Below are 21,253 nucleotides of genomic sequence, written 5' to 3'. Positions count from 1 at the left end.
CTCGTCAATTTCAGATCGCCTAAGCCCTTGCGGCGTGAACAAAACGCGGTCAAGTGTCACAAAACTGTCATAATCTTCGTCAGATAGGGTCCGGTTTTCCTAGACTCTTTCCATAGGTCATGAGTGCCAGCGACAGCCCCGGCTTGCTGGCCGGCAACCCTCCTTCCGCGGCGGGGTGCCCCGGGTGAAGACCTGGCCCTTCGCTCTGTTGGCGGCGGGCAAGCGCGATGTGAGGTGTCAACGAATGACAATTGCTGCAACAGCCATACCCCTTTCCGGTACCCCGGTTGCCGGTACCCCGGCTGCCGGTACCCAGGACGGAACCCTCAAGTATGTTTCCGTAGGCGGGCTTGAACTGGAGGCCGGAGGTTTCCTGCCTGAGGTGGTCCTTGCGTACGAGACATGGGGGCGGCTCAACGCCGACGCCTCGAACGCCGTCCTCGTCGAACATGCCCTGACGGGCAGTACGCATGTAGCCCGCGGCGGCAGCGACGAAGAAGGCTGGTGGGAGCAACTCGTCGGTCCCGGCGCAACCATTGACACGGAGCGCTATTTCGTGGTCTCCGTCAACATCGTCGGAGGCTGTTACGGGAGTACAGGACCGTCGTCGAGCGCTCCTGACGGCAAGCCATGGGGCTCCCGCTTCCCGCTGGTGACCCTGCGGGACAGCACCGCGGCCGAGGCCCGGTTGGCCGACGCCTTGGGGATCCGCAGCTGGCACACGGTGGTGGGTGGGTCCATGGGTGGCGCGCGTGCGCTGGAGTGGGCCGTCACCTACCCGGACCGCGTCAAGGGATGTGCCGTGATTTCGATCGGGGCGTACAGCACTGCCGAGCAGATCGCCTTTGCCCAGGCCCAGACTTTGGCCATCCGGCAGGACCCCCATTTCAACGGCGGCGACTACTACGGCCAGGCCGCGCCCGAGGCGGGGTTGGCCCTCGCCCGCCGGATAGCCCACATCACCTACCGGTCGGCGGATGAACTGGACTTCCGCTTCGGCAGGAACGCCCAGGACGGCGAGGCGCCCCTCCAGGCGGCCGCGTTGGGGGACCGGGGCCGCTACCAGGTGGAGAGCTACCTCGACCACCAGGGGCGCAAGCTGGTCCAGCGCTTCGACGCCAACAGCTACATCGCCATCACTGAAGCACTCATGAGCCACGACATCACCCGGGGGCGGGGCTCATTGGAGGACGCACTGTCCGTGGCCACGGCGAAGTTCTTCGTTGCCTCGGTGGACTCGGACCGGCTCTATTTTCCGGAACAGTCCCGCGAACTGGCCGGGGCCTTGCCCGGAGAAGTCCCCGTCCATGTGATCGAGGCGCCGATTGGGCACGACGGTTTCCTTACCGAGATCGGCCAGCTCGGGCCCCAACTGCGCGAGGCCTTCTACGGCTGAACCGGCTGTCCAGGATTAACCGGCTGTCCAGGATTTCCCGGCCGATCCAGCTCAGCTGCGGGCAGGAAGGTGTCGGCAGGGCCGAAGACGGGTCCCGGCGTCGGGCGTTTCGGCAGGATGCCGTCGCCGGAGGAGCGGTGCCGGATCCGGCGGATGACCCATGGGACAAAATACTCCCGCGCCCAAACGAAGTCGCCCGAGCGGGCCTCGCGCCAACTGCGTGGGGGGAGCGGCTTAGGCAACAGCGGCTCAAGATTGTGTGGCACGTTGAGTGAATCGAGGACCATAGCCGCGATGGTGTGATGGCCCAGCGGTGAGAAATGCAGGCGGTCCTCGTCCCACATCTGGGGGTTGGCGAGTTGCCGGAGGGACCACATATCGGCGATGACGGCATCGTGCCGGGCTGCCACGGTCCGGAGGTTTTCGTTATAGATGGCCACCTTGCCGCGGATCCGGCCGAGGACCGAAGACGCGGTGTCCGGGCCATTGAAGAGAACCACTGTGGCCCCTTCGGAACTCAGGGTCTGCACGGCGGCGTCGAGCTTCTCGGCCAAGGCATCGGGATCGCCGCCGGGACGGATGAGGTCGTTGCCGCCCGCGGAGATGCTGACGAGGTCCGGCTTGAGGTCCATGCACGGGCCAAGTTGTTCGTCGATGATCTGCTGGAGCAGCCGCCCCCTGATGGCCAGGTTCGCGTACGCGAAATCCCGGTCTCCCCGGCTTAGTTCCTCGGCCACGCGGTCGGCCCAGCCGCGGTGCCCGCCGGGGTTGTTGGGCTCGGGGTCGCCAATGCCTTCGGTAAAGGAATCACCCAATGCCACGTAGCGCGTCCACGGATGAATCCGCTCGTCCGGCTTCGGCGCCGCCGCGGAATCAGTGTCACTCACGTCCATATCCTGCCTCTTGCTGCAACGCTACGCAGCCGTAGCTTGTTACCCATGGGTAACTGCAAGAATAGTCCCATGAGTCAAGCTTCCGCCTTTCCTGCACCGGTTGTTTTGTGGTCCCACGAAGAGGAGGAACGGGCTGGAAAGCCATTGCTCGTCATGCTGCACGGCTATGGATCCAACGAGCAAGACCTCTTCAGCCTCGCCGGCCTCTTGCCTCAGGACTTCGTCGTAGCTTCGCTCCGTGCGCCGATCCCGACAGGTCCGGGCTTCACGTGGTTCCCGCTCACAGGGTCCATCGACTACTCCCTCGACGCAGTCAAGGACGCCGCGCAGTACGTGTTGTCCTGGTTGGATTCGTGCAAGTCCAACCACAGTTCAGTGACGCTCCTTGGGTTTTCCATGGGCATGGCCATGGCCACCTCGTTGCTCCGCCAGCGGCCGGCGGACTTTGCCGCCGTCGTCGGGCTTTCAGGCTTTGCCGTTAACGCCGACGGGGACCCCGCCTTCCGCGACGCCGAACTGGACGGCACCGTGCCGTTCTTCTGGGGACGGGACCAGCAGGATCCTGTGATCACCCCGGACAAGATCGAATACACGATGGAATGGGTCCGAAAGCACACCGACCTCACCAAGGTGCTTTACACGGGCATGTGGCACGGCATCAACCAGCAGGAAATCGGCCACGTCGGCGAATTCCTGGAGCACAAGGTCCTCTCGTAGCAACGCGGGGTCACTTATGGCCCATTCCGCGGCACATTATGGGCCGTAAGTGACCCCGCGTTACCGGGCGGTGATCCGCACCGTCTGTCCGTTGACGGTCACTGTGTCGCCGACATGGAGTTGGCGGCCGCGCCGGTCGTCGATTTCCCCGTTGACCTTGACCAGGCCGTTCTTGATGAGTTCCGCGGCTTCCACGCCGTCCTCCACCAGGTTGGCGAGCTTCAGGAGCTGACCGAGCCGGATCATGTCGTCGCGGATGGGGATTTCTTCGATTTCCGGGTTGCTCATACAAGTAATGATGCCTGAAGTAAGGTGGTGAAAATGCCGCAACCGTCCCGTCCCGCCTCCCGGACGTCCCTTCCACTACTCACCGGGCTGCTCCTCGCCGTGGCAACCGGACTCGTGATTCCCCTTCAGGGCCGGATCAACGGCGCCCTCGGTGCAGCGCTCGACGACGGCATCGCGGCCGCCGTGGTCAGCTTCACCACCGGGCTGGTCCTGATCGCCGCGATCGGACTGGCGCTGCCGAAGGGCCGCGCCGCCCTCCGTAGGATCCTGCCCGCCCTCAAGGAACGGAGCTTTCCGCGGTTCTACGTTCTTGCCGGGGGCATCGGCGCCCTGTTCGTCTTCGCGCAGTCGTTCACGGTCGGCCTGCTCGGAGTGGCGTTGTTCACGGTGGCAGCGGTGACGGGCCAGACCCTGAGCGGACTGCTCGTGGACCGGCTCGGCATCGGTCCCGGCGGCAAGCGGTCGATCACCGGAGTCCGCATCCTCGGCAGCGTCCTGACGATCGCCGCCGTCGTCTGGGCCGTGTCACCCCGCCTCGGCGCAGCCGCCGACGTCGGGTCCTTGCTGCTCCCGCTCCTGTTGCCTGTCGTGGCGGGCTGCCTCATGAGTTTCCAGCAGGCCATGAACGGGACCGCGACCGTGCACTACGGCAGCCCGATCGCCGCGACGCTGGTGAATTTCGTGGCCGGAGCGGTCATTCTCTGGATCGCCTGGCTCATCAAAGTGTTGCTGGTTGGTCCCGGCCACGCGCTTCCGGCCGAGTGGTGGTATTACCTGGGCGGGCCGATGGGCTGCGTCTTTATTGGACTGGCTGCCTTGTTGGTCCGCAGCCTCGGCGTCCTGGTGACCGGGCTGGGGATGATTGCCGGGCAGCTGCTCGGATCGCTGGCACTCGACCTGGTGTTTCCCGCTTCCGGAGCGGTGGTTGCCTTGCCTACGATCCTCGGCACCGTACTGACCCTGTTCGCCATCATCGTCGCCACGCTGCCTTGGCCCAAGGGCGCGTTCGCTTCCCGCCGTCCGGCCAGCGGCAGCCAGGCCGGTCCGGGAAGCAGGACCCCGGCCAAAGGCCGGTAGGCTAGGACACGCAGCTTTCTGCACAGCATTTCCTTCGCGCACAACCACGGACCGCACCCAGCGGCCCTGTAGAACATTGGAGTACCCATGGCAGCAAAATCCGTCCTCGACCAGGTCATCTCCCTCTCCAAACGGAGGGGCTTCGTGTTCCAGGCCGGTGAAATCTATGGTGGCTCCCGGTCCGCATGGGACTACGGCCCCCTTGGCGCCGAGCTCAAGGAGAACATCAAGCGCCAGTGGTGGCAGAGCGTTGTCCGCGGCCGCGAAGACGTAGTGGGCCTGGATTCCTCAGTGATCCTGCCCCGCCAGGTATGGGAAGCCTCCGGCCACGTCGAGGTGTTCTCGGACCCCCTGGTTGAGTGCCTCTCCTGCCACAAGCGCTACCGCGCCGACCACCTCTTGGAAGAGTACGAGGAGAAGAAGGGCCGTCCCGCCGAAAACGGCCTCAAAGACATTGCCTGCGCCAACTGCGGCACACGCGGCCAGTGGACCGAACCGCAGGAGTTCTCCGGCCTGCTCAAGACTTTCCTGGGTCCCGTCGCCAGTGAAGAAGGCCTGCACTACCTGCGCCCGGAAACCGCGCAGGGCATTTTCGTCAACTTCAACAACGTGCTGACCACCTCGCGCAAGAAGCCGCCGTTCGGCATCGGCCAGATCGGCAAGTCCTTCCGCAACGAGATCACCCCGGGCAACTTCATATTCCGCACCCGCGAGTTCGAACAGATGGAAATGGAATTCTTCGTGGAGCCCGGCACTGACGAAGAATGGCACAAGTACTGGATGAATGAACGCATGTCCTGGTACACCGGCCTGGGCATCCGGCCGGAGAACCTGCGTTTCTACGAGCACCCGCTGGACAAGCTCAGCCACTACTCCAAGGGCACCACGGACATCGAGTACCGCTTCGGCTTCCAAGGCTCCGAATGGGGCGAGCTCGAGGGCATCGCCAACCGCACCGACTTCGACCTCTCCACCCACTCGAAGGCCTCCGGCCAGGACCTCAGCTACTTCAACCAGGCCACCAACGAGCGGTACACGCCGTACGTCATCGAACCGGCCGCCGGCCTGACGCGCTCGTTCATGGCTTTCCTGGTGGACGCCTACACGGAGGACGAGGCACCCAACGCCAAGGGCGGCGTCGACGTCCGCACGGTGCTCAAGCTCGACCCGCGCCTGGCACCGGTCAAGGCAGCTGTCCTGCCGCTGAGCCGCAACGAGGACCTCTCGCCGAAGGCGAAGGACCTGGGCGCCCAGTTGCGCAGGAACTGGAACATCGACTTCGACGACGCCGGTGCCATCGGCCGCCGCTACCGCCGCCAGGACGAGATCGGCACCCCGTTCTGCATCACCGTGGACTTCGACACCCTCGAAGACCAGGCCGTCACCATCCGCGAGCGGGACACCATGAGCCAGGAACGCGTGTCCTTGGACAAGGTGGAGGGCTACCTCGCCGCACGACTGATCGGCGCGTAAGCGTGTCCATCGAGTACCGCGAATGGCGTGAGGGCGACGACCTCGCTCTCCTGGAAATGTGGGGTGGGCCGGAGACCCTGCCGGCCCAGCAGTTCCGCGCCGCCTTTGCGCCTTCGAGCAACAGCGGGCAAGGCCAGCCTTGGCGCCGGTGCATTGTGGCGGAAGATGTCGTCGACGGGATCGGCATCCCGGTGGCCGCTGGCGTCGTGCATGAGGCTTCGCTGCACCCGGAACGGCTGTGGGCCTACGTCGAGGTTGCCAAGGACCACCGCCGCAGCGGGATAGGGGCCACGCTCCTGACCATGCTGCGCCGCGAAGCCGCGCAGTCGCCGTCGGGGGTCACCAAGCTGCGCAGCAAAGTGGAACCCGGCACGGCGGGCGCCGCCTTCGCCGAGTGGGCCGGGCTTGCACCCATCCAGCGCTCCCGCCTTGTGGTGGTGGATCCCGAGCCGCTTAGGCTGCCTGTTTTTGGTGACGGCTCCGAAGAAGCCGCTTCAGAGCAAGTGGAAGACCTCGCGACGGGATCGGTGGAACTGAGCGACGTCGTCGGCCGGTACTACACGGCCGTGCACCACTGGGACAACCCCGGCGAGCTCGGCATCCCCACGGTACAGCGGCTGTTCCTCGATGAACTGACCGGCGCCCATGGCGCTGTCGTTCTGCGGGCGCCCAAGGCGAGTGCTTTCGGTCCGGGCGTTCCGGCCACCCGGAAGGGCAAGCTGCAGGCCTTCGCCGTCAGCTACGCGCAGGGCAGCTCGGACGAGCCTTCGGAAGTGTTCCTTGGCCACGATCCTCGGCTGCCGGACGACGAGGCCCGCGAGGCGGTCCGCGATCTTCTGGCGCTGATTGCCTACCAGCACGCGGTGCTGCTTGAGCTGGACGATTCGATGACGGCCCTGCGCGCCGTCGTCGATCCCTTGCTTGAGCTGGGCAAGGCGAAGGTCCGCGGCGCGGACACCCTGGTGGTCAGCGAGTAATTGGCTGGAACCTTGGCACGGCAAGCCAGTACGGCCCCGTCCACAGTTCCCCGCAAGTATCCCAGTAGGGTTGGAAGCATGAGGTTTTGCAGCTGATGGGTCACGGCCATTCACACGGACACACAGAGCAGGCCGAGCCAAGCCCGACGGCGCTCGCGTCACGCAGGCGGGCCAACTGGCTCCTCGTGGCCGTGCTGGCTCCGATTGCCGTGCTCACGATCGTTGCCATGCTGCTCATGTGGCCGTCCGGGAGCAAGGAAGGCATCACCTTCGCAAGCCCCTACGCGGCCGCTCCCGGGGTGACGTTCGATACCGGCAAGATCCAAGCCGTCACCAAGGAAAACTGCACCCAGGGGATCCAAGGCCCGGGTGCGAACCAGGGCCCCGGCACGAATCAGGGCCCCGGGACGAATGGCAGCGGTGCGCAGCAGGGCTCCCAGTGCACCTTCGCGTCAACGCAACCGGATAACGGCGGCAGCCCCGTGAAAGTGGTCATCAACCCCGACGTTGCCAAGTCCCACGGTGTCAAGGCAGGGGACAGCATCCGCTACCTGAACCTCTCCGGGGTGCAGGGCAGTGCGGTCGGCAACGGCTCGCCGTCGTACGTTTTCCTGGACTTTGTGCGTACCGTTCCCATGGCCCTTCTGGCGATCCTGTACGCGGTGGTGGTCATTGCGGTGGCGCGCTGGCGCGGATTCCGGGCGCTCCTCGGGCTTGCCGGGGCCTACGTGGTGATGCTCACCTTCATGCTTCCGGGGTTGGTGGAAGGCAAGCCGCCGCTGCTCGTGGCTTTGGTCGGCTCCACAGCCATCATGATGGGGGTGCTGTATTTCGCCCACGGATTCTCCGCCAAGACGTCCACCGCTTTGCTTGGCACGATCTTCGGCCTCGGCATTACGGCGCTGCTGGCGGCCTGGGCCACGGATGCGGCCAACCTGACCGGGATCGCAACCAGTGAGGGCGCCACGCTGGTGAACATGTCGGACAAAATCTCCCTCTCCGGGATCATCCTTTGCGGACTGATCATCTCCGGGCTCGGAGTCCTCAACGATGTGACCATCACCCAGTCCGCGGCCGTGTGGGAACTTTACGAACTCGCACCTGAGACCAGCGCGCGAAAGCTGTTCACCTCGGCCATGAGGATCGGGCGGGACCACATCGCCTCCACGGTCTACACCATCGCCTTTGCCTATGCCGGGGCGGCGCTTCCGCTCCTGATCATCGTCATGTTGTACGACCGCCCGCTGGTGGACGCGCTCACCAGTGCAGAGCTGTCCGAGGAAGTCATCCGCACCCTCGTGGGCTCAATCGGCCTGGTGCTGGCCATCCCCGTGACCACCTTGATCGCCGTGCTGGTGGTGAAGGCCACCGGTGCGCGGCGGCCCGCGGCTGCCATCGCCGCGGAGTCGGCACCGGCCGACGACGACGCCGGGAAGGTCCGCGAGCTTGAAACCGCCGGGTCCGCAGGGGCCTACGAATCGTTCGACACCGGTGAGCTTGCCGCCGTCGTCATGACCAGGCGGGCGCGCAGGGAAGCCGAGCGCCGCTGACCCAGCCCCATGACATTTGTCATCCCGCATTGGTGACACACGCCCGGGCCAGCGGCGCGGATCTCGGCTTTGATGGGTAGTGGAGTAAACCAAAGCCAAGGAGAGCCATGACAACAGCGAGTGTGCCGGCCGTCCACGCCGCCGGACTGCACAAGAGTTTTGGGACAGGCAAGAGCTTCGGGAAGGTCCACGCCGTGCGCGGCCTCGACCTCACCGTGCAGCCGGGGGAGGTGGTGGCGTTCCTCGGTCCCAACGGGGCGGGCAAGACCACCACGATCGACATGATCCTCGGATTGAGCGCCCCGGACCAGGGAAGCGTTTCCATCTTCGGCCACACTCCCCGGGGAGCCATCGCCCGCGGCCAGGTGGCAGCCGTCATGCAGACCGGAGGCTTGCTGCGCGACATCAGCGTCCGCGAGACCGTTCAGCTCAACGCAGCCATGTTCGATTCCTCCCGCCCCGTAGACGAAGTCCTGGCACGGGCCGGCATCCTGGAGATCGCCGACCGCAAGGTGGAGAAGTGCTCGGGCGGCCAGCAGCAACGCCTGCGTTTCGCCATGGCGCTCGTGTCCGACCCCGGATTGCTCATCCTCGACGAGCCCACCACGGGCATGGACGTGGCGGGACGCCGCGACTTCTGGACCGCCATCAGGACCGACGCCCAGCGCGGGCGGACCGTCATCTTCGCCACCCATTACCTCGACGAGGCCGACGCCTACGCGGACAGGATCGTCTTGGTCCGGCAAGGCAGCATCGTGGCCGACGGCACCGCCGCCCAGATCAAGAACCTTGCCTCGGGGCGCACCGTCAAGGCCTCGCTCCCGGCGGCGGACCGCGGGCTCCTGGCCGGGATGCCGCCGGCCGAAAGCGTGGATTACGACGGCGGCCGCCTCACCGTCCGCACGGGCGACTCGGACGCCGTCGTGCGCTTCCTGCTCAACAACACGGGCGCGCACGACGTCGAAGTCACGGCCAACAACCTCGAGGAGGCGTTCGTCGCCCTCACCGGAGACGACGCCGTGCCCGGATCCACGCAGGACACGTTTGAAGGAGACCTCGTATGAGCACGGCAACAGTCCGCCAGGAACGGAAACCGTCAGCCGGCGGAGTCAACCGCACGTTCCTCTGGATCGAAATAAAGCGGATGCTCCGGAACCGCCGGACCATCATGTTCACGGTGTTCATGCCGGCCGTCTTCTTCTTCATTTTCGGCTTGTCCAACAAGGACAAGCTCCTGCCTAACGGGCACAGCTACGGCCAGTACATCCTCATCAGCCTCACGGTATATGCCGCGATGACCGCCGCCACCGGCGCCGGGAGCCAAGTGGCCGTGGAGCGTGCCCAGGGGTGGAGCCGCCAGCTTCGCCTCACACCCCTGCTTCCCGGGGCGTACATCGCCGTGAAAGCCATGGCCGCGCTCACGCTGTCCCTCGTTGCCGTCGTGGCCCAGTTCATCATCGGCGCGCTCGCCGGTGTCACCATGGATGCCGGGACCTGGTTAACGGCCGGGTTGGCGGCCTGGCTGGGCTCCCTCGTCTTCGCGGCCCTCGGCTTGTTCGTCGGATACCTCATGCCGAGCCAGAACGTCATGCAGATCCTCGGCCCGGTCCTGGCCATCCTTGCCATGCTGGGCGGACTGTTCATGCCGATCGAGATCATGGGGGAGACCTTCGGGAACATCGCCAAGTTCACGCCCGCGTACGGGATCGGGCAATTGGCCCGGAGCCCCATCACCGGCGAATTCGACTGGGCATGGACCGTCAACGTGTTCACCTGGCTCGCGATCTTCGTTGCCGGGGCCGCGATGGCGTTCCGCCGCGACACGAAACGTGTCTGAACAAGCCGGCAGCATGTTCCGCGATCCCGGACCACGGGGCTGGTTCATCGGTGCGGGGCTGTCCATCCTGCTCTGGGCCTGGCCGACGTGGAGCACCGTGTGGTCCGTGGACGAGCCGCTGGCGTGGAAGGCGGCGGCCTCGGCGTCCCTGATCGTGTTCTTCGCCGCCTACGTCTTCCTGCCCCAGCTCAGTTGGCGGCTGGGCGTCCGGTCCGGCATCGTGTCTGTCTGCATCCTGCTTGCGCTGAACGGGCTGATGGTCCTCATTATCGGAAGGGACGCCTTATGGACGTGGACGTTCCTGGCCTGCGCCATTGCCATGACAACCCTTCCGCCACGCACGGATTTCGTCCTCATCGTCACCTTGTCCGTCGCTTCCTTCTCCACCCAGTTGGCGACGGGCAATGCGGAGCAGGCCTTGCTCCAGGCCGGGATCATCTTGTCCCTCGGCCTCATGATGTCCGCTTTCGCACGGCTGATCAGGCAGACCGCACGGCTCCGGGAGGCGCAGAATGAGCTGGCCGACGCAGCTGTCGCGGCGGAGCGCAGCCGGGTCGCCCGCGACATGCATGACATCCTGGGACACTCCCTGACGGTCATCGCGGTGAAGGCCGAACTGGCCGGAAGGATGCTGGACACCGTCCCGGGCAGCCATCCTGCCCGGGACCGGGCAGCCGCCGAGATCTCCGCCGTGCAGGACCTTGCCCGCGGCGCGCTCGCCGACGTCCGGGCCACCGTGGCGGGTTACCGCGGCGTCAACGTCCTCGCGGAGCTCGCGGCCGCCCGGACGGCGTTGGAATCAGCAGGGATCGACGCCGAATTGCCGGCAACCGTCGACCAGGTTCCGGCGCGGCACCGGGAGCTCTTCGGCTGGGTGTTGCGTGAAGGCGTCACCAATGTTGTGCGGCACTCAGGCGCCGCACGCTGCCGGGTCCGTTTGACGGCGTCGAGCGTTCTGGTGGAGGACGACGGCGTCGGCCCCGTCTCCGGGGGACGCTCCGGGAACGGGCTCGCCGGGATCGGCGAACGCGTGACTGCCGCCGGGGGATCAGTCAGCATTGGTCCGAGCGACTTGGGAGGCTTCAGATTGGCGGTTGAGGTATGAGTATCCGGTTGGTGATCGCCGACGACCAAGCGCTCGTGCGCGGGGCACTGGCGGCTTTGCTGGGACTGGAGCCGGACATCGAGGTGGTCGCCGAGCTGGGCGACGGGACCGGGGTGGCGGCCGCCGTCGTCGAGCACTCGGCCGATGTGGCAATGCTCGATGTCGAGATGCCGGGCCTGGACGGGATCAGCGCGGCGGCTGCCGTGCGGCGGGCCGCGCCGTCGTGCCGGGTCCTCATGGTGACCACCTTCGGGCGGCCCGGCTACCTCAAGCGGGCGATGCAGGCCGGCGCCTCCGGATTCGTCGTGAAAGACACCCCGGCACGGCAATTGGCCGAAGCAGTGCGCAGGGTCCACCAGGGGCTCAGGGTGGTGGACCCTGTGCTCGCGGCGGAATCCTTGACGGCGGGAGACAGCCCTCTGACCGAACGGGAGGGGGAGGTGCTCAAGGCGGCGTCCGACGGCGGAACGGTGGCCGACATCGCGAAGTCGGCGATGCTTTCCGAGGGGACCGTGCGGAACTACCTGTCGGCCGCGATGGCCAAGACCGGCGGGCGGACCCGCGCCGAGGCTGTGCGGATCGCCGAAGACAACGGCTGGCTGCTCTGAGTTTCCGTGCCGAGAACGTGGGTGCGGGCCGAGAGCGGCGTTCCCGACCGCAGCTGTGGGCCCGCACCCACGTATCCGTGCGGTCGTGTGTCGATTTGCCCCGCTTTGAGACAATGGACGGGTGACTGTCGTAGCAACGCCCCCTTCGCCCAAGCTCGAACTGCCCCCGCTGCAGCTCGGCCCGATCACCGTGGACACCCCCGTGATCCTTGCGCCGATGGCCGGAATCACAAACTCAGCCTTCCGTCGGCTGTGCCGTGAATACGGCGGCGGTTTGTACGTTGCGGAGATGGTGACTTCCCGTGCCCTCGTGGAGCGCACGCCGGAATCGTTGCGCATCATCTCGCACGACGACGACGAAAAGGTCCGCTCCGTCCAGTTGTACGGTGTGGACCCTGTCACGGTAGGCCAGGCCGTCCGGATGCTCGTCGAAGAAGACCGCGCTGACCACATCGACCTCAACTTCGGCTGCCCCGTGCCCAAAGTCACCCGGCGCGGCGGCGGATCCGCGCTCCCTTGGAAGATCGACCTCTTCACCGCCATCGTCCAGACGGCCGTCAAGGAAGCCTCCAAGGGCGATATCCCGTTGACCATCAAGATGCGCAAAGGCATTGACGAGGACCACCTCACGTACCTCGACGCCGGCCGGATTGCCCGCGATTCCGGCGTCGCCGCCGTCGCGCTCCACGGCCGCACGGCCGCGCAGTTCTACTCCGGCCAGGCGGACTGGTCCGCCATCGCCCGCCTGCGCGAAGCCCTCCCGGACATTCCCGTATTGGGCAACGGCGATATCTGGTCCGCGGAAGACGCAGTCCGCATGGTGCGCGAAACCGGCGTCGACGGCGTCGTGGTCGGGCGCGGTTGCCAAGGCCGTCCGTGGCTCTTCGGCGACCTCCAGGCAGCGTTTGAAGGAAGCGATCAGCGCCACCGTCCGGGGCTGCGCGAAGTAGCCGACGGCGTCTACCGCCATGCCGAGCTCATGATCGAAACCTTCGGCAACGACGAGTACAAGGCGCTGCGCGAGATCCGCAAACATATGGCCTGGTACTTCAAGGGCTACGTAGTGGGCGGGGAACTGCGCGCCAAACTGGCCACAGTGCCCACGCTCGAGGTCCTGCGCGAACTGCTGGACCAACTGGACATGGACCTGCCGTACCCGGGCACCGACTCGGAGGGTCCGCGCGGACGCGCTGGTTCCCCGAAGAAGCCGGCGCTGCCCAAGGACTGGCTGCTCAGCCGGCAGATGGACGCCGGCCAGGCGCGCGATATCGCCGCAGCCGAACTCGACGTCTCAGGCGGCTAGGGCCCGGTCCGCGCCGGCGCGTGCACGCATACGGCTCGAGTCGTGGAAAACTGGCTGCATAGGCACGGGCCGAACAGAAGCCGGTGCACGGCAAGCGGAGGAGGCAGATGCCCATGGGAACTGAAGCAATGTCTGCGGCACGCCCTGCCGTAAACGTCACGGACCTTTCACGCTATACGGAGGCCGACTCGGAACGCTGGGTCCAGGAACCCCGCAAGAATACCTACCGCTCGGACTTCGAGAGGGACCGCGCAAGGGTGCTGCATTCGTCGGCGCTCCGGCGGCTCGGGGCCAAGACCCAGGTGGTGGCCCCGGATACCGATGACTTCGTGCGCACCCGCTTGACGCACAGCCTTGAAGTGGCCCAGGTGGGCCGGGAGTTGGGCCGGGCGCTCGGCTGCGACCCGGACGTGGTGGACACGGCGTGCCTGAGCCACGATCTCGGCCATCCGCCCTTCGGGCACAACGGAGAGTCCGCGCTCAACGAGGCGGCCCACGGAATCGGTGGCTTCGAGGGCAACGCCCAGACCTTGCGGCTGCTGACCCGCCTTGAACCAAAAGTCCTTGCTGCCGACGGCCGGCCCGCGGGCCTGAACCTGACCCGGGCGAGCCTCGACGCCGCGTCCAAGTACCCGTGGTCCGCCGTCGACGCGCCCGTCATCCACGGACAGCGCAGCAGCAAATTCGGCGCCTACGAGGACGACTTGCCCGTGTTTGCGTGGCTCCGTGACGGCGCGCCGGGCAACCGCTCCTGCATCGAAGCCCAGGTGATGGACCTGGCCGACGATATCTCGTACTCCGTCCACGACGTCGAGGACGCCATCGTCGCCGGCCACTTCCAGCTCAGGTGGCTGGACAACCCGGACCACCGGGCCCGTGTGGTGGGCTATACCAAACAGTGGTACCTGCCCCACAACGATCCCGCTGAAATCGACGCAGCCCTTGCCCGCCTCGAAGCCACGAGCGTGTGGGTCCGTGAAGCCGACGGCAGCCGGAAGTCGATGGCCGCGCTGAAGGACATGACCAGCCAGTTGATCGGCCGGTTCTGCCAGAGCGCCTTGGAGACCACAAGGGCGCACTTCGGCCCCGACCACCTCACCCGGTACGCTGCCGAACTCATGGTCCCCGAGGAAACGGTCACGGAGATCGCGGTCATGAAGGGCCTCGCCACGACGTTCGTGATCTCCACCGACCACCGGCAGCCCGTGTATGAGCGCCAGCGCGAAGTCCTGCACGCCCTCGTCGGAGTGCTCAACGCAAGCGGGGACCGGCATCTGGAACCGGTGTTCGCTGCGGATTGGCGGGACGCCCCCGACGACGGCGCGCGGCTTCGCGTCGTCATCGACCAGGTGGCTTCCCTGACGGACGCTTCAGCGTTGGCGATGTACGAACGCCTCGTGGGGAGCCTGCCGTCGCTCTGGTAGGGCCCGTGCCTGACCGTGCGGACCGACTAGGATGGTGACGTGGCTGGCCTGATCAAACGTGAAGATATCGACGAAGTACGCCAGCGCACCGATATCAAAGAAGTAGTGGACGGCTACGTCACCCTCAAGGGCGCGGGCCTGGGAACTTTCAAAGGACTCTGCCCCTTCCACGACGAGCGCTCGCCGTCGTTCACTGTCCGCCCGCAGGTGGGCCGCTACCATTGCTTCGGCTGCGGTGAAGACGGCGATGTCATCTCGTTCGTCCAGAAAATGGACCACAGTTCCTTCCATGAAGCCGTGGAAAAGCTTGCGGCCCGGATCGGCTACGAGCTGCGCTACGAAGACGGTGGCACCGGTCCCAACCGCGAAGAGGTCGGCAAGCGCCAACGGCTGCTGGATGCCCACAAGATTGCGGACGAGTTCTTCCGCAGCCAACTGCTCACCGCGGGTGCTGCCGAGGCCCGCAACTTCCTCCACGGACGCGGCTTCGACCGCGCCGCGGCCGAGCACTTCGGCGTCGGCTACGCACCGCAGGGTTGGGATTCGCTCTTGAAGCACCTGCGCGGGCGCGGGTTCACGGACGCCGAGCTGAAGCTGACGGGGATGTTCTCGGCCGGGGGAGCCGGAAACCAGCAGAGGATCTATGACCGCTTCCGGGGGCGGCTCATCTGGCCCATCCGGGACATCGCCGGCGACACCATCGGCTTCGGTGCCCGCAAGCTCTACGAGGACGACCAGGGGCCGAAGTACCTGAACACTCCGGAAACCGTGCTCTACAAGAAGTCCCAGGTCCTGTACGGCATCGACCTCGCCAAGCGCAACATCGCCAAGGACCGGCAACTGGTGGTTGTGGAGGGGTACACCGACGTCATGGCCTGCCACCTCGCCGGGGTGGGTACCGCTGTGGCCACATGCGGTACAGCCTTCGGCACGGACCACATCAAAATCGCGCGCCGCTTGCTGTCCGACGACGGCACCGGGGGAGAAGTCATTTTCACCTTCGACGGCGACGCCGCCGGGCAGAAAGCCGCATTGCGGGCCTTCGAGGAGGACCAGCGTTTCGTCGCGCAAACCTACGTGGCCGTGGAACCGAGCGGAGCTGACCCCTGTGACTTGCGCCAACTGAAGGGCGACGAAGCCGTCCGGGACCTGATCGGCACCCGCCGGCCCCTCTTCGAATTCGCCATCCGGGCCTCACTCAAGCGCCATAACCTCGATACCGTGGAAGGCCGGGTTGCCGCCCTGCGTGAATCGGCCCCCGTGGTGGCGCAGATCCGTGATTCCGGAATCCGTCCGGCGTATGTCCGGGCGCTGGCAGGCTGGCTCGGCATGCCCATTGAGGAAGTCAGCCGGGCCGTTGGTTTGGCCGCCAAACGTGCTGCTTCCGGCGCGGCGGGCGCCGCAGCAAATGCGGGACCTGCCGGAGGCGGAACCGGGGTGAACACCATGTCCGGGCAGCCCGGACAGCCGGCGGCAGCAGCGCCGTCGACCGCTCCTGTCGCCTTCATGCGCCCGGATCCGCGGGATCCCGTTGCGGCCATGGAACGGCAGGCCCTCGAGGTGGTCATCCAGAACCCGTCCGTCCTGGGCGACGCCGCTCCTGACGGTGGAGCCGTGCTCAACAGCCGAGCTTGGGAACGGTTTGAAGCGTCCCGCTTCGTCACTCCGGCCTACGCTGCTGTGCACACCGCCATCCGGGCTGCCGGCCTGGCTCACGTCGGTGATCCGGTGGCCTGGGTGGAAGGGATTCGACAAGAGGTTCCGGAACCGCTCCAAGGCCTGGTCTCGGAGCTTGCCGTCGTCCCGCTGCCGGCCAGCACGCCCGAGGCGCTCCAGCGCTATTGCCGCGACATTCTGGCCCGGCTTTTCGAACTGCAGATCACCAGGGTCAAAGCGGACAAGATGGGCCAATTGCAGCGCCTCGACGCCGCGGCCCAGCCGGATGAATTCCAACGCCTCAACCGGGAACTGATGCAGCTTGAAATGGAGCGCCGCGCCCTCCGCATGGACAGCTGAGGGCCTCCAGCCACCGATTTCGTTTCCAAGCAGCCCTTTGTTAGGCTTGTACACGCTTCATTCCTCCGTAGCTCAATTGGCAGAGCATTCGACTGTTAATCGAAGGGTTACTGGTTCAAGTCCAGTCGGAGGAGCTTCGAGTCGGAATCCCCGTCAGCCACTCGCTGGCGGGGATTTTTCGTTCCATGGCTGTCACCTGCACAGAAGAATGGCCCCGGAAAGTTTCCGGGGCCATTCGTTCGTGGAGGGCGTCAGTGTTCGTCGTAGTGGCCCTCATGCTCGGCGTGCCGGTGCCCGTCATGGATAAAGTCCACGTGGTCGCCGTGCTGAACCGTTACGTGGGTGCAGTCCGGGCCGCCGTGCTGGTGCTCGGCGAGTGTATGTTCAGCCTTGACTTCTTCGGTCATTGCATCCTCCTTAATGTGCCGGGCTGAAAGCCTTGAACAGCTCTGCCGCCCCGGAGAGAGACTTCTCATCAGGATTCACATCGAAATATAAGCATGCGCTTATATCAAAGGGCAATGGCGTCCTCTGAGTTAGTTCGTGGTGAGGGTGACGTCGTCGAGGTACATCCAGGTGTCATCGGCCGGGCTGGAGCCGTCGAGGTGGACGTTGAAGCAAAGGGTGATGGTCTGGCCCTTGTAGGCGGAGAGGTCGGCGGTGAGCTGGGTCCAGGCGCCGGAATTGCTGCTGAGTTTGAACAGGCTCGCCAGGACCGTTCCGCTGGTGTTGCGGACCTGTGCTTCCATCCAGTCATACCGGCACGTGGTGCCGTTGCACGTGTCGTCGTTCGTGTGGGGCTGGTACCAGAAGGACAGGGTAGACGTCCCGGTTGCGGGAATGGTGATGGCCTGGGCGAGGCTGCTGTCCCCGAGCGGCTCGGTTCCGGAAGCCAGGCCCAACAGTGCCGAACCTGTGCCGGTGTGCGCGGTTGTCGACGCTACGGGAGCCCTGACCCCGCCGGTCGTCCACGATGCCAGCCCGGATTCGAATCCGCCGTTGGCGATGGTCGAGCTCGGCGGCGGCGGTGGTGGTGGTGCGGCGGCGGGGGTGACCGGCGCCGAGGCGGTCGACGCCGGTGAGGTGCCGACGGCGTTCGTGGCGGTGACCGTGAACGTGTAAGCCGTGCCGTTGCTCAGCCCGGTGACGTTCGCCGTCGTCGTGGGCGGATTCCCGGTGACGGTGACCGGCGCCAGGGTCGTGGAGCCGGCGTGCGGGGTGACCGCGTAGGACGTGATCGCGGAGCCGCCGTTGTTCGGGGCAGTCCAGGACACGGTTGCGGACCCGTTTCCGGCCGTCGCTGTGACACCTGTCGGTGCGGCCGGCGCCGTCTGGGTCGCCTGGCTATTGGTGAGCGTGACGTCGTCGAGGTACATCCAAGTGTCATCAGCCGGGCTGGAGCCGTCGAGGTGGACGTTGAACCAGAGCACGACGGTCTGGCCGTTGTAGGCGGAGAGGTCGGCGGTGAGCTGGGTCCAGGCGCCCGAATTGCTGCTGAGTTTGAACAGGCTCGCCAAGGTGGTGCCGCTCGTGTTGCGGACTTGTGCTTCCATCCAGTCGTATTGGCAGGTGGTGCCGTTGCAGGTGTCATCGGCGGTATGTGGCTGGTACCAGAAGGACAGCGTGGACGTTCCGGCGGCGGGCATGGTGACGGTCTGCGACAGGCTGCTGTCCCCGAGCGGCTCGGCTCCGGAGGCGAGGCCCAACAGTGCCGAGCCGGTGCCGGTGTGCGCGGTCGTCGATGGTACGGGAGCCCTGACCCCGCCGGTGGTCCAGGAAGCGAGCCCGGATTCGAATCCGCCGTTGGCGATGGTCGAGCTCGGAGGCGGCGGCGGTGGTGCGGCGGCGGGCGTGACCGGTGCCGAGGCCGCCGACGGCGGAGAGGTACCTATCGCGTTCGTGGCGGTGACCGTGAAGGTGTAGGCGGTGCCGTTGCTTAGCCCGGTGACGTTCGCCGTCGTCGCAGGCGGGTTCCCGGTGACGGTGACCGGGGCCAAGGTGGTGCTGCCTGCGTGCGGTGTGACAGCGTACGAGGTGATCGCGGAGCCGCCGTTGGCCGGTGCCGTCCATGAGACGGATGCGGACGCGTTGCCCGCCGTCGCGGTCACGCCTGCGGGAGCGGCCGGCGCTGTCGCGGTCGAGGCACCGCCCAAGGCCTGGGCGACCGTTTGAACTGACGTGGTCCCGTTGGCTGTTCTTCCAGCCAGCCAGGTGACGAATGTTTTGAAGAGATTCGGGTCGATGGTCAAAGTGGGATCAGTGCCGACCGCGATGTGGTGGAAGGTCAGCTGGACCCATCCTCCTCCCGGTTCCGCGTTGGTAACCGTGTCCTCCAGGTTTTGCAGCGTCCAGGTGCTGTCGACTTCATCAGGCGCCGCTGTGTTGTAGGGGTTGGCCGGGGGCAGGGTTTCCGCGAAGGGGCAGCCGGAGCAACTCGCGGGCGAACGGATGTCACCCAAATTGCGCGCACTGGCAAAACCGCAATTCTTCACTATTTGCTCGACGGAAGAGTTTTCAGCGGCGAAGGGATAGGCGAAATCGGTGGCGTTGAATCCCCAGTTTGCAAGCGTGGTCCGCCCGCCGCAGATCTCGTTCGTGGCGGCTGAGGTGGACAGCGTGGTGAGGTCCGGGTGGGTGATGGTGTGGCCGCCGATCTCGTTCCCGTCCGCGGCGATGCTGTTCAGGTTGGCACGGGTGAGCCATGACGGATTATCGATCCAGCTGGTCGTAATGAAGAAGGTGCCGTGCAATCCGAGCGACGTCAGTAACTGTTCGGCCGGCAGCTGATCGGCGTTGCCGTCGTCGAAGGTAAGGCTGACGACTGTCTTCGGAAGGGCCGCACGTGCGGGAGGTGCCAAGTAGGCGGCGGAGTAGCCAAGCAAAAGCAGCACGGCCGCGGCCGCGGTCCAGCGGAACCATGTGGGCCGCCGGAACATTATGGTCAGGAGCCGCATCGGCTTCCCCTTTTCCTGCACAGACCGGGTTGGAATCCCCAGTCCGGAGCCTAGGGCCCAGGCGCAGCACGGGTTAAGAGTGGGTGATACCCGTTTTGGACCCCGCCTTTCACTCAGGCTCACCTGTGCGTACCCGGCGGTGCCGTGGACTCAGGCGAAAGGGGCGTACCTGCCGTCGGAGACGAGCTCGATGATGCCGGTGGGCACCGTCACGAGCGGTCCATGACCCGGCAGGATCGTCCTGGCGCCCAGCTGCCGGAGCACCTCGACGCCGGCAAGGATCTCCGACGGGCGGTGGTGGAAGACTGCGGGCAACAGCTGCGGACCGTGCACCGGACTGACGGCGTGGCCCGTCACGAGGGCGTCCCCGGTGACTGCGGCTTCGGCTGATGCGACGTAGAAGGAGGCATGGCCGCTGGTGTGGCCGCCCGTGGAGATGATCCGCGGAGATCCCGGGAGCGCGTCCAGGATTTCCTGTGTCATTGCAGTCACCCCGGGGACCGCGACGTCGGACAAGCCCCCGGAGCGGACTGCGTGTACCACCCACGCGCCGACCCTGGGCCGGAAGATCCGCAAGCCAAGGTCTTTCACGGAGACTTGTTCAAGTACCTCCCGGCGGATGTTCGGCAACTCGGCGTCGGACGCAAATACCGGAATGCCCATTGCCGAAATTCGTGCGGCATTGCCAATGTGATCCGAGTGACCGTGCGTAAGGAGAACTCCGGCAGCATTTTCAATACTCAGTCCGAGGAAATTCAAGCTGGATTGGAGCAAGGGCCAGTTCCCGGGATAGCCCGTGTCAATGAGGGTGAATTCCTTGCCCTGTTTGAGGATGGTCCAATTGACGGCAGGGCCTTGGACGAAGAAGACGTCCTCGCCGACTTCCGCCACGTTGTCCTCGGCTGACCATGTTTGGGACATGCTTCCTTCTGTTCTCTCGGTCACGTCGCTCGGCCACGGATGCCCTGTGTGGGCGCCGCACCATCCTATCCCCGGCGTGCCGGGGGACCCGATTTCACTTTGGGGCAAAACCTTTGCTAAAGTCATAACCGCTTCATTCCTCCGTAGCTCAATTGGCAGAGCATTCGACTGATAATCGAAGGGTTACTGGTTCAAGTCCAGTCGGAGGAGCGCAAAGGCCCCGCACCGGTTTACATCGGTGCGGGGCCTGTTTTTTTGCTTGATCTGCGTAATTATTCGAATGGGCAGAAATTCATTGCCGGATCATCGCACGAAGGTCATTTCCACGTGCAGGAATCTCGCTGCTTCGGCCACCGCGGCTTGGAACGCGTCATCTTCGGTGGGCGGCGTGCGCGGCTCGCGTGGATGCCATTCGTGGGCTGCGGAGTGGACGCGCGTGAATCCGCCTCCAGGCGGCGCGTAGAAGATTCCGAAGCGTTGGACGGGCCATTCCGGCGAGGTCTCCGGGGCGACGAGCAGGGCCGCGCCATTCGTCGGATTGAACCATTGCGCAATCGGCCTGCGGCGGTCCTCCGTGAACAGTCCCGCAGCATAAAGGGCCGCGGATTGCGGGCTTGTCACGGTGCACAGACGGTCCCACCACAGCGGCAGGATGCCGTCATCCTTGCGCTGCCATGGGGCCGGAATGGGCTGCAGTTCCTGCCAACGGGGCAC

General features: G+C 65.7%; 19 protein-coding genes, 2 tRNA genes and 1 riboswitch. Of the genes, 15 read left to right on the top strand and 6 right to left on the bottom strand.

Annotated elements, in window-relative coordinates:
• The first annotated feature begins 115 nt into the window (after positions 1-115).
• Positions 116-231, top strand: a riboswitch (SAM riboswitch).
• 13 nt (positions 232-244) lie between these two features.
• Entirely contained in the window at positions 245-1,396 is a 1,152-nt protein-coding gene (gene metX, locus L0B83_RS00890; protein ID WP_234756123.1) for a homoserine O-acetyltransferase MetX, read from the top strand.
• Here the strand turns inward: metX and L0B83_RS00885 are convergent.
• Positions 1,387-2,289 carry an SGNH/GDSL hydrolase family protein gene (locus tag L0B83_RS00885; RefSeq protein ID WP_372461098.1) on the bottom strand — a complete coding sequence of 301 codons (903 nt, stop codon included), beginning with the start codon at positions 2,287-2,289 and terminating at the stop codon, positions 1,387-1,389. The genes metX and L0B83_RS00885 overlap by 10 nt on opposite strands.
• Positions 2,290-2,358: 69 nt before the next feature.
• Here L0B83_RS00885 and L0B83_RS00880 point away from each other — a divergent pair, with 69 nt between their 5' ends.
• A complete protein-coding gene (locus L0B83_RS00880; RefSeq protein WP_234756119.1) occupies positions 2,359-3,006 on the top strand; it encodes an alpha/beta hydrolase in 648 nt (215 codons plus the stop codon).
• Positions 3,007-3,066: 60 nt separating this feature from the next.
• Here L0B83_RS00880 and L0B83_RS00875 read toward each other — a convergent pair whose 3' ends face one another.
• Positions 3,067-3,294 (bottom strand): RNA-binding S4 domain-containing protein, encoded by a 228-nt coding sequence (locus L0B83_RS00875; RefSeq protein ID WP_234756117.1) that lies wholly within the window; start codon positions 3,292-3,294, stop codon positions 3,067-3,069.
• 33 nt (positions 3,295-3,327) lie between these two features.
• On the opposite strand from L0B83_RS00875, the gene L0B83_RS00870 reads away from it, so the two are divergent.
• From L0B83_RS00870 to L0B83_RS00815, 12 genes are all read left to right on the top strand, one after another.
• Positions 3,328-4,371, top strand: coding sequence for a DMT family transporter (locus tag L0B83_RS00870; RefSeq protein WP_234756115.1), 1,044 nt, complete (start codon positions 3,328-3,330; stop codon positions 4,369-4,371).
• Between the two features lie 87 nt (positions 4,372-4,458).
• The gene (locus tag L0B83_RS00865) at positions 4,459-5,844 is read left to right on the top strand and encodes a glycine--tRNA ligase (protein WP_234756113.1); all 1,386 of its coding nucleotides are present in this window, start codon (positions 4,459-4,461) and stop codon (positions 5,842-5,844) included.
• 2 nt (positions 5,845-5,846) lie between these two features.
• A complete protein-coding gene (locus L0B83_RS00860) occupies positions 5,847-6,821 on the top strand; it encodes a GNAT family N-acetyltransferase (protein WP_234756111.1) in 975 nt (324 codons plus the stop codon).
• Between the two features lie 95 nt (positions 6,822-6,916).
• Positions 6,917-8,371, top strand: a complete 1,455-nt coding sequence (locus L0B83_RS00855) for a YibE/F family protein (protein WP_234756110.1) — start codon at positions 6,917-6,919, stop codon at positions 8,369-8,371.
• A gap of 107 nt (positions 8,372-8,478) precedes the next feature.
• Complete coding sequence (locus tag L0B83_RS00850) at positions 8,479-9,435, top strand: ABC transporter ATP-binding protein (protein ID WP_234756109.1); 957 nt, start codon at positions 8,479-8,481, stop codon at positions 9,433-9,435.
• Positions 9,432-10,208, top strand: a complete 777-nt coding sequence (locus tag L0B83_RS00845) for an ABC transporter permease (protein ID WP_234756108.1) — start codon at positions 9,432-9,434, stop codon at positions 10,206-10,208. Before L0B83_RS00850 ends, L0B83_RS00845 begins: the two co-directional genes overlap by 4 nt.
• Complete coding sequence (locus tag L0B83_RS19820) at positions 10,201-11,313, top strand: sensor histidine kinase (RefSeq protein WP_234756107.1); 1,113 nt, start codon at positions 10,201-10,203, stop codon at positions 11,311-11,313. The genes L0B83_RS00845 and L0B83_RS19820 overlap by 8 nt, the downstream gene beginning before the upstream one ends.
• Positions 11,310-11,921: a response regulator transcription factor gene (locus tag L0B83_RS00835; RefSeq protein WP_234750748.1), complete on the top strand. Its 612-nt coding sequence runs from the start codon at positions 11,310-11,312 to the stop codon at positions 11,919-11,921. The genes L0B83_RS19820 and L0B83_RS00835 overlap by 4 nt, the downstream gene beginning before the upstream one ends.
• 121 nt (positions 11,922-12,042) lie before the next feature.
• Positions 12,043-13,224 carry a tRNA dihydrouridine synthase DusB gene (gene dusB, locus L0B83_RS00830; protein ID WP_234756106.1) on the top strand — a complete coding sequence of 394 codons (1,182 nt, stop codon included), beginning with the start codon at positions 12,043-12,045 and terminating at the stop codon, positions 13,222-13,224.
• Positions 13,225-13,337: 113 nt separating this feature from the next.
• Positions 13,338-14,648 carry a deoxyguanosinetriphosphate triphosphohydrolase gene (locus L0B83_RS00825; protein ID WP_372461097.1) on the top strand — a complete coding sequence of 437 codons (1,311 nt, stop codon included), beginning with the start codon at positions 13,338-13,340 and terminating at the stop codon, positions 14,646-14,648.
• A 39-nt stretch (positions 14,649-14,687) separates the two neighbouring features.
• Entirely contained in the window at positions 14,688-16,664 is a 1,977-nt protein-coding gene (gene dnaG, locus L0B83_RS00820) for a DNA primase (protein WP_234756105.1), read from the top strand.
• 61 nt (positions 16,665-16,725) lie between these two features.
• A tRNA-Asn gene (locus L0B83_RS00815) sits at positions 16,726-16,798 on the top strand.
• Between the two features lie 117 nt (positions 16,799-16,915).
• Here the strand turns inward: L0B83_RS00815 and L0B83_RS00810 are convergent.
• The 3 genes from L0B83_RS00810 to L0B83_RS00800 form a co-directional block, all read right to left on the bottom strand.
• Positions 16,916-17,071, bottom strand: a complete 156-nt coding sequence (locus L0B83_RS00810) for a zinc transporter permease (RefSeq protein WP_234756104.1) — start codon at positions 17,069-17,071, stop codon at positions 16,916-16,918.
• Positions 17,072-17,200: 129 nt separating this feature from the next.
• Positions 17,201-19,618, bottom strand: a complete 2,418-nt coding sequence (locus L0B83_RS00805) for a fibronectin type III domain-containing protein (RefSeq protein ID WP_234756102.1) — start codon at positions 19,616-19,618, stop codon at positions 17,201-17,203.
• A 150-nt stretch (positions 19,619-19,768) separates the two neighbouring features.
• Positions 19,769-20,539 (bottom strand): MBL fold metallo-hydrolase, encoded by a 771-nt coding sequence (locus L0B83_RS00800; RefSeq protein ID WP_234756101.1) that lies wholly within the window; start codon positions 20,537-20,539, stop codon positions 19,769-19,771.
• A gap of 137 nt (positions 20,540-20,676) precedes the next feature.
• On the opposite strand from L0B83_RS00800, the gene L0B83_RS00795 reads away from it, so the two are divergent.
• Positions 20,677-20,749, top strand: a tRNA-Ile gene (locus tag L0B83_RS00795).
• Positions 20,750-20,842: 93 nt separating this feature from the next.
• Here L0B83_RS00795 and L0B83_RS00790 read toward each other — a convergent pair.
• Positions 20,843-21,253 carry a hypothetical protein gene (locus tag L0B83_RS00790; RefSeq protein ID WP_234756100.1) on the bottom strand — a complete coding sequence of 137 codons (411 nt, stop codon included), beginning with the start codon at positions 21,251-21,253 and terminating at the stop codon, positions 20,843-20,845.

The organism is Arthrobacter alkaliphilus (assembly GCF_021483235.1).
In the GTDB taxonomy this organism is placed as follows: domain Bacteria; phylum Actinomycetota; class Actinomycetes; order Actinomycetales; family Micrococcaceae; genus Arthrobacter; species Arthrobacter alkaliphilus.
This window is presented reverse-complemented; position numbering and strand designations above follow the sequence as displayed.

Coding starts and splice junctions, on each gene's coding strand:
- L0B83_RS00835 (WP_234750748.1), top strand. CDS start 11,310: ATGAGTATCCGGTTGGTGATCGCCGACGACCAAGCGCTCGTGCGCGGG.
- L0B83_RS00855 (WP_234756110.1), top strand. CDS start 6,917: ATGGGTCACGGCCATTCACACGGACACACAGAGCAGGCCGAGCCAAGC.
- L0B83_RS00805 (WP_234756102.1), bottom strand. CDS start 19,618: ATGCGGCTCCTGACCATAATGTTCCGGCGGCCCACATGGTTCCGCTGG.
- L0B83_RS00870 (WP_234756115.1), top strand. CDS start 3,328: ATGCCGCAACCGTCCCGTCCCGCCTCCCGGACGTCCCTTCCACTACTC.
- L0B83_RS00850 (WP_234756109.1), top strand. CDS start 8,479: ATGACAACAGCGAGTGTGCCGGCCGTCCACGCCGCCGGACTGCACAAG.
- L0B83_RS00825 (WP_372461097.1), top strand. CDS start 13,338: ATGGGAACTGAAGCAATGTCTGCGGCACGCCCTGCCGTAAACGTCACG.
- L0B83_RS00810 (WP_234756104.1), bottom strand. CDS start 17,071: ATGACCGAAGAAGTCAAGGCTGAACATACACTCGCCGAGCACCAGCAC.
- L0B83_RS00885 (WP_372461098.1), bottom strand. CDS start 2,289: ATGGACGTGAGTGACACTGATTCCGCGGCGGCGCCGAAGCCGGACGAG.
- L0B83_RS00875 (WP_234756117.1), bottom strand. CDS start 3,294: ATGAGCAACCCGGAAATCGAAGAAATCCCCATCCGCGACGACATGATC.
- L0B83_RS00865 (WP_234756113.1), top strand. CDS start 4,459: ATGGCAGCAAAATCCGTCCTCGACCAGGTCATCTCCCTCTCCAAACGG.
- metX (WP_234756123.1), top strand. CDS start 245: ATGACAATTGCTGCAACAGCCATACCCCTTTCCGGTACCCCGGTTGCC.
- L0B83_RS00880 (WP_234756119.1), top strand. CDS start 2,359: ATGAGTCAAGCTTCCGCCTTTCCTGCACCGGTTGTTTTGTGGTCCCAC.
- L0B83_RS00800 (WP_234756101.1), bottom strand. CDS start 20,539: ATGTCCCAAACATGGTCAGCCGAGGACAACGTGGCGGAAGTCGGCGAG.
- L0B83_RS00845 (WP_234756108.1), top strand. CDS start 9,432: ATGAGCACGGCAACAGTCCGCCAGGAACGGAAACCGTCAGCCGGCGGA.